General features: G+C 46.9%; 10 protein-coding genes and 1 pseudogene. 8 read left to right on the top strand and 3 right to left on the bottom strand.

Annotated features, from left to right (window positions below):
• Positions 1-398: 398 nt before the first annotated feature.
• From B5E53_RS13815 to B5E53_RS13840, 6 genes are all read left to right on the top strand, one after another.
• The gene (locus B5E53_RS13815) at positions 399-1148 is read left to right on the top strand and encodes a MerR family transcriptional regulator (protein ID WP_087316040.1); all 750 of its coding nucleotides are present in this window, start codon (positions 399-401) and stop codon (positions 1146-1148) included.
• A gap of 71 nt (positions 1149-1219) precedes the next feature.
• Positions 1220-1948, top strand: coding sequence for an ABC transporter ATP-binding protein (locus B5E53_RS13820; RefSeq protein ID WP_087316042.1), 729 nt, complete (start codon positions 1220-1222; stop codon positions 1946-1948).
• On the top strand, positions 1941-2684 hold the full coding sequence (locus B5E53_RS13825; RefSeq protein ID WP_087316044.1) for an ABC transporter permease: 744 nt from the start codon (positions 1941-1943) through the stop codon (positions 2682-2684). The genes B5E53_RS13820 and B5E53_RS13825 overlap by 8 nt, the downstream gene beginning before the upstream one ends.
• A gap of 654 nt (positions 2685-3338) precedes the next feature.
• Positions 3339-3791, top strand: a complete 453-nt coding sequence (locus B5E53_RS13830) for a low molecular weight protein-tyrosine-phosphatase (RefSeq protein ID WP_087316046.1) — start codon at positions 3339-3341, stop codon at positions 3789-3791.
• 126 nt (positions 3792-3917) lie between these two features.
• On the top strand, positions 3918-7484 hold the full coding sequence (locus B5E53_RS13835) for an ABC transporter ATP-binding protein/permease (protein WP_087316048.1): 3567 nt from the start codon (positions 3918-3920) through the stop codon (positions 7482-7484).
• A gap of 39 nt (positions 7485-7523) precedes the next feature.
• Positions 7524-8633, top strand: coding sequence for a glycoside hydrolase family 172 protein (locus tag B5E53_RS13840; protein WP_343215659.1), 1110 nt, complete (start codon positions 7524-7526; stop codon positions 8631-8633).
• A 17-nt stretch (positions 8634-8650) separates the two neighbouring features.
• On the opposite strand, the gene B5E53_RS13845 is transcribed toward B5E53_RS13840, so the two are convergent.
• From B5E53_RS13845 to B5E53_RS20155, 3 genes and pseudogenes are all read right to left on the bottom strand, one after another.
• Positions 8651-9970: a HAMP domain-containing sensor histidine kinase gene (locus B5E53_RS13845; RefSeq protein WP_162611923.1), complete on the bottom strand. Its 1320-nt coding sequence runs from the start codon at positions 9968-9970 to the stop codon at positions 8651-8653.
• Positions 9971-10005: 35 nt separating this feature from the next.
• Positions 10006-10413, bottom strand: a complete 408-nt coding sequence (locus tag B5E53_RS20150) for a response regulator transcription factor (RefSeq protein WP_343215662.1) — start codon at positions 10411-10413, stop codon at positions 10006-10008.
• Positions 10399-10673, bottom strand: a pseudogene (locus B5E53_RS20155) (response regulator); the annotation flags it as partial. The gene B5E53_RS20150 and the pseudogene B5E53_RS20155, both read right to left, overlap by 15 nt.
• Before the next feature lie 161 nt (positions 10674-10834).
• Between B5E53_RS20155 and B5E53_RS13855 the strand changes: the two are divergent.
• Positions 10835-13099, top strand: coding sequence for an extracellular solute-binding protein (locus B5E53_RS13855; protein ID WP_087316052.1), 2265 nt, complete (start codon positions 10835-10837; stop codon positions 13097-13099).
• Positions 13096-13392 (top strand): hypothetical protein, encoded by a 297-nt coding sequence (locus tag B5E53_RS20160; protein WP_343215660.1) that lies wholly within the window; start codon positions 13096-13098, stop codon positions 13390-13392. The genes B5E53_RS13855 and B5E53_RS20160 overlap by 4 nt, the downstream gene beginning before the upstream one ends.
• Positions 13393-13401: the final 9 nt, after the last annotated feature.

Genomic DNA, 13401 nt, shown 5'->3' on the forward strand with positions numbered 1-13401 from the left:
ACAGCCACGGACACCAAGCTCTTTGTGATCGAAATAATACTGGACTGCATCCAGTTTAAACTGTTTGTCATGTTGCTTTGCCATAATGAGATCCTCCTTCAGTACGATACTTCTATTATATCATGTATTGTCTATTTGGAATTTTCTCATTTTGACTTGCACTATTTATATACTAGCACCATGGAAATTATACGAGCGATTAAAAATGTAGAGTAGGATTATTGATTATTCGTATAGCAAGGTGAGCCGGCTATCTACTAGAATGCGCCTGTCTATCTTGGATGAATCGGCTCATCGTAATAGACTTGCCTTTTTTATAAAAATCCGCTACACTGTCAACCCTACACTTAAACACCAGACTTATAAAGTGTGGTATAACAGAATGGGAGGTGTATACAATGAAGCAGTATAAAACCATCGACGTTGCCAGACAGATTGGCATCCATGTGAATACCGTCCGGCTATATGAAAAATGCGCTCTTATTCCTAAGCCGGAACGCTTACCAAATGGATACAGAGTGTTTACCGACCTACATATAGAGCAATTCAAGCTGGCGCGTGCGGCCCTTCGGGTGGAGGTGCTTCAAAACGGTCTCAGAAAGCAAGCGGTGAATATCATAAAGGTTTCCGCTGCCGGAAATTATGAAGAAGCTGCCGTATTGACACGCCGCTATATCCAGCAGGTGGATCAGGAGCGAAAAAATGCGGAGGAAGCAATTCAGATTACCCGGAAAATACTTGCCGGGTTGGATGAAAGAGAACATACAGGCACTTACTTCACACGAAAAGAAGCTGCGGATTTTCTCGGCGTTACCATAGACACGCTGCGGAACTGGGAATTGAATGGACTCTTTACAATCAAGCGCATAGAGAACGGTTATCGTGTCTATTCGGAGAAGGATATACAACGTTTGAAGATCATCCGTTCTCTTCGCTGCGCGAATTACTCACTGGCTGCTATTTTACGGATGCTGCGGGCAGTTGGCGACGATCCCGCCGCAAATATACGTACAGTCATTGATACACCTAATGAGGATGACGATATTATTAAGGCGTGCGACAAGCTGCTTACTTCTCTGGCCGAGGCCCGGAAAAATGCGGTCTATGTGGCCGGACAAATTGAAAAAATGCAGAAAATGACAAAATAAAAGCCTACATTGACCCACCATACCACCGAACCATGCTAACCTTTATTCATCAAAACAGGAGGTATAAAGGCATGAATGAAACCATCAAAGTAACCGGTTTGAGTAAATCTTACGCCGGAAACAAAATAATCAGCAACATTGAGTTTTCGATTGGAACAGGTCAGGTGTTCGGCCTGCTCGGAGCAAATGGCGCAGGCAAAACTACCACGATAGAGTGTATCTTAGGCACCCGGAAGGCAGACGCGGGATCTGTTTCTATTTTGGGATTAGACCCTCAAAAAGACAGAAAACAACTCTTTGAGCAGGTTGGCGTACAATTTCAGGAAGCCAGCTACTCAGAAAAAATTAAGGTTTGGGAGCTGTGCGAAGAAACCGCCTGCCTTTACCGGAAAGCTGCAAATTACGAGGAGCTTTTGAAGCAGTTTGGCCTGTGGGAGAAACGAGGAGCTTTTGTAAATGAACTATCGGGCGGACAAAAACAGCGGCTATTTATTGTTTTAGCGCTCCTGCCTGATCCGAAGGTCGTCTTTCTGGACGAGCTTACAACGGGTCTTGATACAAAAGCGCGCAGGAGTGTTTGGAAAAGTCTGGATGCACTGAAACAAAAGGGTCTGACCATCTTTCTTTCCTCGCATTTTATGGACGAGGTGGAAGTCCTGTGCGATACAATCGCCATTTTGAAGGACGGAAATTTCATTTTCACAGGAACCGTTCAGGAGGCAATTCACCAAAGCCCGTATGATAATTTGGAAGAAGCCTATTTGTGGTTTACCGGAGAGGAGGAAACGGACGATGAATAAATATGTTACAATGCTGAAAACAGAAATCAAGCTGTCTTTTCGAGGTATGGACATGGTGATCTTCGCACTTTTCCTGCCGGTCGTGGTGGTGGTACTACTCGGCATCATTTATGGAAATCAGCCCGCTTTCGAGGGAGCAAGTTATTCCTTTTTAGAGCAGTCCTTTGGTGCAATTTCCACGATTGCGATCTGTGCCGGTGGCGTTATGGGACTCCCGTTGGTGATTTCTGACTATCGGCAGAAGAAAATACTAAAACGGTATAAGGTAACGCCAACCAGTCCCATTTTGCTTTTGACAGTACAGGTTTCTATTTACGCCATTTACTCGCTGCTTTCTTTAATATTGGTCTATCTGGTAGGAAGTCTGTTTTTCGGCGTGCGGTTGTCCGGCTCTGTAGGAATCTTTCTGGCCTCCTATCTTCTGGTGATGCTTTCCACATTCAGTATTGGAGTGATGGTGGGCGGAGTCACTCCGAACATAAAGGTCGCCAGTATTACTGCCAGCGTTTTGTATTTTCCCATGTTAATCTTCTCCGGGGCAACTCTCCCATACGAGGTAATGCCGACGGCATTGCAGAGGATTGCAGATATTTTACCGCTGACACAGGGGATTAAATTACTAAAAGCAGCTTCGCTGGGCTTACCGATAGAAGTTGCCTGGTTCCCTCTGGTTGTTATGGTGGCTCTGATTATTATTTGCGGAGGAATTGCGGTGAGATTCTTCAAGTGGGAATAAGGTAATAAAAATCCAAAGAATTTTCAACACCCCCTTTTGGACATTCCCTCCTCCCCGTCCCCAAAAGTAACGTTTTTCGCTCCGCGTGAGAATTTGAGACGCGCTGTTATTGGTGTCCAATGATTTTTTATGTATTTGTTCATATAATAGGATACATAATAAAACGACAGGAGGTTTTGCAATGACAGTACATCATGAAGATATTCAAGACGTTGCGCGGGGCTTCAATCGGACCTGGAACATGGTTTGAATGACCATTTTACAGGAGAGTAAGGCGGAGAAGACCGGAACTCTCACCCAGAACCGTATGACTTTAGACAAAGCTTGGACCGACGGCATAAAATGTGATGACCGCTTCTGACATTGAAAAAAACTGGACGGCCCTTATTTCTATTACTTTGGCTTTTCTGGCATTCTTTATATCTTTCTCCACACTGTTTGGCATGATCCGGCTTTTTCCTTTACAGAATATTCCTCCGGGATTCTTTCCTAAAATGATTGGAACTCTTTTTTAATATATGCTATACTTCAGTATACTGTAATAGAGCGCGGCGGGTAAGAAAATAACGTTCTTTCGGCGCGCAGTTTAGATAAAGTTTAGGTTCCTGTTGTCTAATGGGCAGGAACAATTGCTATCGGGAGGAATATTTATATATGATTAGAGTATTAGCGATCTGCCACGGCAATATCTGCAGATCACCAATGTGCGAATTCATTTTAAAAGATATGATCAGGCAGAAGAGCCTGGAAGATGAGTTTTATATTGAATCCTGCGCCACCAGCACGGAGGAAATCGGCCGCTCCCTGCACCCGGGCGCCAAGCGAAAGCTGGATGAAATGGGGATTCCCAATGAGCGGCGCCGGGCAAGACAGCTGACAAGAGAGGATTACGATGCGTTTGATTATCTGATCTGCATGGATGAGTGGAATGTGCGCAATATCATGAGGATTATCAGACGGGATCCGGAGAATAAGGTTCATATGCTTCTGGAATACGCCGGAGAGCGGCGGGAGATCGCAGATCCGTGGTATACCGGTAATTTTGACGAGACGTATGAGGATCTGATCCGGGGATGCACCGGTTTTCTGCAGTATCTGGGTTTTTAGGGTGTCAGCGGGAAGAAATGTATTTTTTCCGGAGAGCTCGAATATATATGGAATGTTTGTTTTCCTGAAAGGGATTGTGATCCGATAACAGAAAATGTAAAGACAGAAAGAGGGGAATTAAGCAGAATGCTTCAAGTCAGACAGCTCTGTAAAGAGTACAGGACGGGAGATCTGGTCCAGAAGGCACTGGATCATGTGGATTTAAATCTCCGGGATAATGAGTTTGTGGCAATCCTGGGTCCCAGCGGCTCCGGTAAGACGACACTTCTTAATATCATTGGCGGTCTTGACCGGTACGACAGCGGTGATCTGATTATTAATGGGATTTCCACAAAAAAATATAAGGACAGAGACTGGGATTCCTATCGGAATCATACCATTGGTTTTGTGTTTCAAAGTTATAATCTGATACCACATCAGACAATTCTTTCCAATGTGGAACTGGCATTGACTATCTCCGGTGTGGGAAAAAGCGAGAGAAGAGAGAGGGCCATTCAGGCTCTCACAAAAGTAGGACTTGGAGAGCAGGTACATAAGAAGCCTAATCAACTTTCCGGCGGGCAGATGCAGCGTGTGGCAATCGCGAGGGCGCTGGTCAATGATCCTGATATTTTGCTGGCCGACGAGCCGACAGGCGCGCTGGACAGCAATACCAGTGTGCAGGTGATGGATCTGCTTCAGGAGGTGGCCAAAGACCGTCTGGTGGTCATGGTCACTCATAATCCGGAGCTGGCGGAGCAGTACGCCACCCGTATTGTGAATCTGAGGGATGGAAAAATCCGTTCTGACAGTAATCCATTTATAATAGAAGAAACAAAACAGGAAGAGCTGAAGCATAAAAACATGGGGAAGTCGTCCATGTCTTTGTTGACGGCATTGTCCCTGAGTTTTAATAATCTTCGGACCAAAAAGGCCCGGACATTGCTGACCTCTTTTGCCGGTTCCATCGGAATTATAGGCATCTCCCTGATACTTGCTCTTTCTACCGGTGTCAATGATTATATTAAAAGCGTGGAGACGGATACGTTATCGCAGTATCCGCTGCAGATTCAGAGCACGGGTTTTGATCTTTCCTCGATGATGATGACCGGAGCAGATTCCGGGCAGAAAGATGAGGAACAGGGAGAGGTCAATGTCATTGAGATGGTGTCAGATATGTTTTCAACCATGGATTCCAACGACTTAAAATCTTTGAAAACTTATCTGGACAGCGGAGAAAGTGGCATAGAGGATTATACCAGTGCGGTGGAATATTCTTATAATGTGGCGCCGCAGATTTTCCGTCAGGAGGAGAAAGACGGAAAGACAAAGATCCGTCAGGTGAATCCGGATAAGTCTTTTGAGGCGCTGGGGTTTGGATCCTCTATGGGCTCCAACAGTATGATGTCTTCCATGATGGGAACCGATGTATTTTATGAGATGCCGGAAAATACCAGCCTTTATGAGAATCAGTATGAGGTAAAGGCGGGGCGATGGCCGGAAAATTATAATGAATGTGTTGTAGTTCTGACTTCCGATGGAAGTATCAGCGATTTTATGCTTTATACACTGGGACTTCGTGATGCAGTGGAGCTTGACGATATGATTCAGCAATTTATTGATGAGGAAACCGTGGAGACGCCGGGAGATATGGGTTCCTATTCCTACAAGGATATTCTGGGGACAACGTTTAAACTGGTCAACAGTGCGGACTTTTATGAATATGATGAAGATTACGAAGTCTGGACAGATAAATCAGACAATAAAAAATATATGAAAAAGTTGGTGGCGGACGGAGAAGATATCCAGGTGGTCGGCATTGTGCAGCCGGCGGAGGACGCCAAAGGTCTGCTTCTCAATGCAGGCATCGCCTACCCGCCGTCTCTTACAAAGCATGTGGTGGAAAATGCTGCCGGCAGCGAGATTGTAAAGGAACAGCTTGCACATAAAAAGAAAAACATATTTACTGGAAAGAAATTTGGAAAAACCGGAAAAAACAAAGATTTTAATATGGATTCCATGTTCACGGTCAATGAAGATGCATTTAAAGATATTTTCAATTTTGATATGGATTCCATGTTTGGAGGCGCCGGAGAATTTGATATGTCCGACATGTTCGGAAGCAGCGGAGGCTCCATTGACCTGACAAAGATGCTGGATCCGAATAAGATGAATTTCAAACTGCCTGAGATGAAAGACCTGGATCTGGACGGTTTGTTTGACGGTGTGGATATGAAGGTTTCTACAGATGAATTCAATGGTCTGGCGTCCAGGCTCCTGGAGGGTTATCTGGAGTACATTTCTTCCCATCCGGAAGCTGATTACGCCAATCTGGGACAATATTTCATGAATTACCTGAGTACGGACAGCGCCAGAGAGATCATTAATGAGAATTTGATGAATATACTGGCACAAAATGGTACATTTTCCGTGTCAGATGAAGATATGAAAAACTTATTTAGAGAGGTGCTGGCCGGTTATCAGAAATATGCTGCGGACAAAGGCTATACGGACCCTGATAAGTTTGACGAATATTTACTGGAGTATCTGCAGACGGATGCCGGCAGCAGGATATTGAGCGACTGGGGCAGTGAGGTCATTGATAAAAACGGAAATATCACAGTTTCACAGGAACAGCTCCGAGTACTGGCAGAAGATCTTTCAGCCGGATATGAAGCATATGCTTCACAAAATGGAATGCCGAATCCGGCGGATATCGGTAAATATTTTAAAGATTATCTGGGGACGGACAATGCACAGCAGCAGTTAAATTCCGGGCTTCTTGATATGATTGATACCGGAAAGCTGCAGAAGAATCTGACCAGGGCAGTAAAAAAAGCGACGAATGACCTGACAGACGAATATTCCGATGATATTCAGACACTGATGAACGCCGTTATGACTCAGATTATGAATCAGATTGGCGCTAATATGGGCAATGCCATGCAGCAGATGATGTCACAGCTTGGAAGTGGTATGGGAGATATGATGAATATTGACGGCGACGCTTTTGCCAATGCTTTTTCCATGAATATGGATTTTGATGAATTATCTGAACTGATGACATCCATGAGCGCGGCACAGAGCGCTACATATGAAAATAATCTCCGGACTCTTGGTTATGCGGATTTTGCCGAGCCGAGCGGTATAGATATTTATCCGGTGGATTTTGAAAGTAAAGAACATGTGGTGGATATTCTGGACAATTATAACAGTCAGATGGAATCGGAAGGAAAGGATGAACAGGTCATCACCTATACGGATATGGTCGGCACGCTCATGTCTTCGGTGACGGATATCGTGGATATCATCAGCTATGTGCTCATTGCCTTTGTGGCGATTTCCCTGATCGTGTCTTCCATCATGATCGGCGTCATCACCTATATCAGTGTGCTGGAACGAAAAAAAGAGATTGGTATACTGCGGGCTATCGGTGCTTCCAAAAGAAATATTTCGCAGGTATTTAATGCGGAGACATTTATTATCGGGCTGTGCGCCGGTTTAATGGGCATTGGACTTACGCTGCTCATTCTGATTCCGGGAAATGCGCTTATCCATCAATTGGCAGGCAGCAACGATATTAATGCCGTTTTGTCACCGGTTCCTGCCGTTATTCTGATTCTTTTAAGTGTTGGTCTGACTCTTCTCGGCGGACTGATCCCGTCAAAGAAGGCGGCGAAGAGCGATCCGGTACTGGCGCTGCGGACCGAATAAAGGATATAGTAAAAAATAGAAAGGAAGAAGGAAAGACATATGATGAACAGTTTTTTTGGCGGCCTTGGCGCGCTTCCTCTGGCGAAACATATGAAAAGCCGCGCCATCAATGCGGAAAATCCAACTGGAGAAAAGGGAAAGGGCGGCAGAGCGGCAAGCCCGCTGGGCCCTTCCAGGAAAGGCAGCCCGTGTCTGAAGGATATTCCTTCCGGGGCGACGGTCACCTTGGCGGACATTGACGGCCCGGGTGTAATTCAACACATCTGGATTACGGTGGATAACAAAACCAGCGATGCGGACTGCTTTGTGCTGAGAGATCTGGTGCTTCGGATGTACTGGGACGGGGAAGAAGAGCCTTCGGTGGAAACGCCTCTGGGCGATTTCTTCTGCTGTGGCTTTGGAAGGGAATGCATCGTCAATTCCCTTCCTGTGGCCGTAGCTCCCAACCGGGGATTCAATTGTTATTTTCCAATGCCTTTCAGAAAGAAAGCAAAGATCACACTGGAAAATCAGCATGCCAACGCCATTCCTGCTTTTTTCTATCAGATTGATTACGGTCTCTGCGAAGAACTTCCGGAGGATATCTGCTATTTTCATGCCCAGTGGCGGCGGCAGGAAATCACAAAAAAAGCGGAGGATTATGTGATTCTCGACGGCGTCCGTGGCAGCGGACATTATGTGGGTACCTATCTGGCGCTCACCACTCTGGAGAGATACTGGTGGGGAGAAGGCGAGGTAAAGTTCTATCTGGACGGTGATGAAGAGTATCCGACCATCTGTGGTACGGGAACAGAGGATTATTTCGGCGGTTCCTGGAGTTTTGCCCGCCAGATCAACGGTAAAACGGTAGAACAGAATTATTCCATGCCGTATATGGGCTATCCTTACTATTCCAGACAGGATGATCTGATTCACAATGATTACCACAATGATGACTGTATGCCGATGCGCGGTCTGTACCGCTGGCACATCCTGGATCCGATCTGCTTTGAGGAAGAACTCAAAGTAACTCTGCAGCAGATTGGCGTTGGTCACGGCGGACTTTTTGAGCGGCAGGATGATGTGGCGACGGTGGCTTACTGGTATCAGACGGAACCCCATGAGCCATTTGCTGAGTTTCCTGTGGCCAGGGATCGCTGGCCGCGGTAATAAGCTGAATATATTTCTCATGTGTCTGGTAGCATGATCGAGAATACGGCTCCTTGTGGAACGTTGTTGGTCACCTGAATGCGCCCGCCGTGGGCTTCGACAATTTCTCTGGCGATGCATAGCCCCAGACCGAAATGTTCTTTGCCGGTCCGGGAGTCCTCGGCCCGGTAGAATCGCTCAAAGACTTTTTCTTTATTGTCGTCAGGGATGCCGGGACCGTTGTCGCTGACTTTCAGCGGAAACCGGTGTTCGGATGCAGACAGAGAAAGGGTGATACGGCTGTCCTCCGGCGTGTAGGATAGGGCGTTATCAATAAGTATAGATAGTACCTGCGTGATTCTTTGTGGATCGCACAGACAGGGCGGCAGCTCCTGTTCCGGAAGACGGACGGTGAGCTGCCGTTTTGTTTTTGCAGCCGCAGTCTCATACTTTTCAAATACGTCAAGGATAAGAGTATCAAGTTCAGTTTCCTCCATGGAGAATCTCCAGGATCTGGCGTCAGAACCGGCAAGAAACAGCATATCCTCAATGAGACGTGACATTCGTTTGCCTTCCGACTGCATCATGGCAATAAATCTTTGCCTGTCGTTTCCTGATGCCGTCTCGAGGGCTGACAGAGCGGACATGATCACTGTCAGAGGCGCCCGAAGCTCGTGGGAAGCGGCGGAGATAAACCGGGTTTGTCTCGCCCGGCTTTCCATGAGCGGCCGGATCAGCCGTCCGGTAAAAAACCAGAAAAAGAGAAAAAGAACCGTCACAGCGCCCAAATCAGCCAGCAGGAAAATCAGGCGTTGTTTCTGCATGTCTTTCTGAAGATTTTCCGTGGAATGGAGAAGAAGAATCCCAAGATATCCCTTTTCCATGGGAAGAGTGGCGGCGCTGGCATAATAGGTGACGCCGGCATCTTCCATGGCGTATTCCACGTGATGCAGCAGTTTATCGGAAGAAGGCGCGGCAAAAATATCCATACCATGTTCTTCTCTTGCCAGCGCAGAAGCTTTTTCCATCACAGAAAGCTCTCCTCCGGAATGGTGCAGCTGCTGATAATAAAGGGGAGTACCGTTATCATAAATCTGAATCATAAACTGACAGCTGGCTTCCAGACGGGACAGCCACTGGTGGCTGACGACTGCCTGATTTTCCATGTGGGACAAGGTGGTATTGACATTATTTAAGAAAGAAATGTATTGATTTCTTTCCAGTTCCCGCTCAGAAAGAGACAGGCAGAGAAGGGTGGCGCCCACGAGGATACAGCCGGTCACCACCGTGGCAAAAAGCGTCAGTTTCCAGTGAAATTTCTGATAAATATTTTTCTTTCTGTCCTTATTCTGTTTCATGGATTCTCCTCTTTTCATTCCAGAATATATCTGATTTATTCCAGCACATAACCGACGCCCCGCACGGTGATCAAGGATACTTCACTGTTTACAGTTTTTAACCGGCGGCGGAGAAAATGTACATAATTATCGAGATTGCCGTCTTCCACCTCTGCGTCCGGTCCCCATACCCGGGAGAGCAGCAGGCTGCGTGGCAGAGTCTGTCCGGCGTTGCGGATAAAAAATTCCAGCAGTGAGCCTTCTCTCCGGGAAAGAAGAATCTGCTGCCGTCCCTTTTGCAGCTTGCGGAGCACTGCATCATAACTGATATCTTTATAAGAGAGACAATCGCCGGCTTCCCACTGGCCGCTGCGGCGGGAAAGAGAGTGAATTCGGGCGAGAAGTTCCGGAAATTCAAAGGGCTTTACGATATAATCGTCCGCTCCGCTGTCCAGCCCCTCCACTTTATCATAAAGCTCTCCCAGAGCGGTGATCATGATGACCGGTGTTTTATCTGCGCTTCCCTGGCCCGCCTCAGTACCTGCAGGCCGTTCATGGTGGGAAGCATCCGATCCAGAAGCACCATGTCATGAGCGTCTTCTTTCATATAGTGCAGCCCATCCAGCCCGTCGGTGCAGGCATCTACCAGGATGCCTTCCTGTTCCAGCTGATATTTCAATGTGTCACAGAGATTTTTATCATCTTCAATTAACAGAATTCTCATAGCTTTTCCCTTTCTGTTTTTATTTCACAAAACATTGGTATGATACCACATTTTTCTCTAAACTATCTCTAAAACCTGACAATAATTAGAGACTCTTTTAGAGAAAAAATAGAGACTGCTGTGCTAAGATAACGGCATAACATTTCAGGAGGTGCTTATACATGCAGGTAACCAGTAGATTTTCGGGACATAGATTGCTTTTATGGCTGCTATGTCTGCTTCTTCTTATAATATCCCTGACAGGCTGCGGAAATGCCGCGCCAGAGGGAAGTACTTCAGCAGGTGAAACAGCGAAAGGCCGTTTTCTGGAAGAGGAACTGACGCTGCCGGAGGATATCACCATGGTCGAGACCATCGGGTGTCTTTCGGACGGTTCTCTGGAGATGATGGCTCTCACAGGAGATGGAGCAGAGAGAAAACTTTTCTCTTCCAAAAATAACGGAGGCTCCTGGGAAGAAATTGCTCTTCCAAAAGAGCTTGATGCCGCAAACTGCCCGTTTACTTATGCTGCCGCCATCTCCGCCGACGGAAAGATTTTTGTCAACGGAGGCTTTGGAGCGGACGGTTCCTCTATGGAAAACTGGCTTTTTGCCGCCGACGGTCAGGGCAGAAAACTGGACATTCCTCTGAAGGACACCGAATCGTCCGGGGATGGATCCGTTGGTAATTTTGTCTCAGAAGGAGAGTTCACGGAGGACGGCAGCCTGTTTGCGCTGGATTTACAGCAAAATATTTATCGGATCAATGGAGAAACCGGAGAAGTTTCCGGTACGGCCGGAACATCTGACGATGCCAGGATATTTAATGCTTCCGGAAACCGTCTGTTCTATTTTTCCGAAGGAGAAATACATGTTTTGCGGACGGACGCCGAAGAAAACGGAGCGGACAGCGTGCTGCCGGACGCCGTTGTAGAAGAAAATACGGACAATTCCTATGTACAAGGAGATAAGACCATGGTCTTCGATTCTGATGGCGATGATATTTTTTATGCCAGTCATCAGGGTATTTATCACTATAATACCGGCGGAAGCGTCAGTGAGCAGATGGTCAACGGAGAACTTAATTCCCTTGGCAATCCAAATACGAGTTTCCGGAAACTGTTCCATATCAATGAGGATACATTTCTTCTGTGGGCGAAGGACGAATCAGACAGAGACGTGCTTTTAAAATACGCCTATTCCGCCGACGCCTCCACGGTGCCGGATAAAGAGCTGACCGTCTATGCGCTGGAAGATTCTTCCGAAATCCGCCAGGCTATCTCTGCTTTTCAGAAAGAGCACGCCGATATTTATGTCAATCTGAAAATCGGCCGCAGCGGCGATAATGCTGTGACTGCCGATGATGCTCTGCGAACCCTGAATTCCGATATCATGGCGGGAGAGGGGCCGGATGTGATCATTCTGGACGGCATGCCGGTGGACAATTACATTGAGAAGGGCCTGCTCATGGATATCAGCGATGTGGCGGAAGAGATAAAAAAAGACAGCAGTCTCTTCGAAAATCTCTGTGAAGTTTATAAAAAGGATGAAAAATATTACGGACTGCCTTCCCGTTTCCTTCTGCCATTTGTAGAGGGAGAGAAACAGGCAGTGGACGCCGCCGGAACAGTTGAGGGTCTCGCTTCTCATATACAATCTCTGGCGCAAAACGGGAACGATAACCCGGTCATTAATCTTTCGGCGAAGACATTACTGGGCTATTTGTTCGATGCGGACAGCGCCGGGTGGATTGACGGGGCAAAAGTAGATCAGGCGGGTCTTCAGAAATTTTTTGAAGCGGCGAAGACCATTTACGACGCGGACAGCGACAAAGAAAATGCTCTGGATCTGGAAACACAGGGGATTGCCAATGTGGGCAGCAGCGGCACTCTGGATTTGTTCATCGGGGATATAGACGTAAATCTTGGAACCATAGGTTCAGATGCCGATCTGATGGCTATTTTGTCAGTCAACCAGCAGACAAAAGGAAAGACGTTTTCTTATGGTCTTTTCAATAATCAGGAGCAGAAGATTTTTATTCCGTATTTATCAGCCGGAATCAGCAGTAAAAGCACACATGCTGAGGAGGCGAAAGCCTTTATTAAGACCATATTTTCTGAGGAAGTGGGCTCTGTATCTGGAAACGGTCTCCCTGTAAACCGCACCGCTTTTGAGGCGCTCATGCAGCAGGAGGAAGGAGCCAGCGGCGCTATGGCTTTCTCCAATGAGGATGGAGAGATGATCAGTCTGGATATGACCGTACCGACAGAGGAAGATGTCAAAGCCCTCTCCGGTATCATTGACTCGCTGGAAACGGCTGCGGTCACTGATACAGTGGTTCGGGAACAGATCATCGAACAAGGCGAAGCTTATCTGAATGGTAATCAGAGTCTTGAGGATACGGTGCAGACTGCCATGCAGAAAATACAGCTGTATCTGTCCGAATGATGAAAAAAAATGTATGGAAGGGCGTTTTCTTCCTGCTGCCCAGCATGGCGGGAGTCAGCATATTTGTACTGCTTCCTTTTCTGGATGTTTTGCGGCGGGCGTTTACTTCCGCCATCGGCGGTCAGTTTGTCGGGATTTCCAATTTTCAGTCGGTCCTGACAAACGACGCTTTCCGGCAGGCCGCCGGCAATTCCATCCGATTTACAGTTATCTGTATTCCCTCTGCTCCTGCTGTCCTCGCTGGCCTTAAGTCTCTGGATTCGGCGCATAGGAAAAAGAGGGGGATTCTTTAAAAGTATTTA

Origin of the sequence: Eubacterium sp. An11, assembly GCF_002161065.1 — a bacterium.
Lineage (GTDB): Bacteria > Bacillota > Clostridia > Lachnospirales > Lachnospiraceae > Anaerobutyricum > Anaerobutyricum faecale.

Bases quoted from the DNA above. Each gene is read 5' to 3' on its own strand.
- B5E53_RS13815 (WP_087316040.1), top strand. From the start codon at position 399: ATGAAGCAGTATAAAACCATCGACGTTGCCAGACAGATTGGCATCCAT.
- B5E53_RS13820 (WP_087316042.1), top strand. From the start codon at position 1,220: ATGAATGAAACCATCAAAGTAACCGGTTTGAGTAAATCTTACGCCGGA.
- B5E53_RS13825 (WP_087316044.1), top strand. From the start codon at position 1,941: ATGAATAAATATGTTACAATGCTGAAAACAGAAATCAAGCTGTCTTTT.
- B5E53_RS13830 (WP_087316046.1), top strand. From the start codon at position 3,339: ATGATTAGAGTATTAGCGATCTGCCACGGCAATATCTGCAGATCACCA.
- B5E53_RS13835 (WP_087316048.1), top strand. From the start codon at position 3,918: ATGCTTCAAGTCAGACAGCTCTGTAAAGAGTACAGGACGGGAGATCTG.
- B5E53_RS13840 (WP_343215659.1), top strand. From the start codon at position 7,524: ATGATGAACAGTTTTTTTGGCGGCCTTGGCGCGCTTCCTCTGGCGAAA.
- B5E53_RS13845 (WP_162611923.1), bottom strand. From the start codon at position 9,970: ATGAAACAGAATAAGGACAGAAAGAAAAATATTTATCAGAAATTTCAC.
- B5E53_RS13855 (WP_087316052.1), top strand. From the start codon at position 10,835: ATGCAGGTAACCAGTAGATTTTCGGGACATAGATTGCTTTTATGGCTG.
- B5E53_RS20160 (WP_343215660.1), top strand. From the start codon at position 13,096: ATGATGAAAAAAAATGTATGGAAGGGCGTTTTCTTCCTGCTGCCCAGC.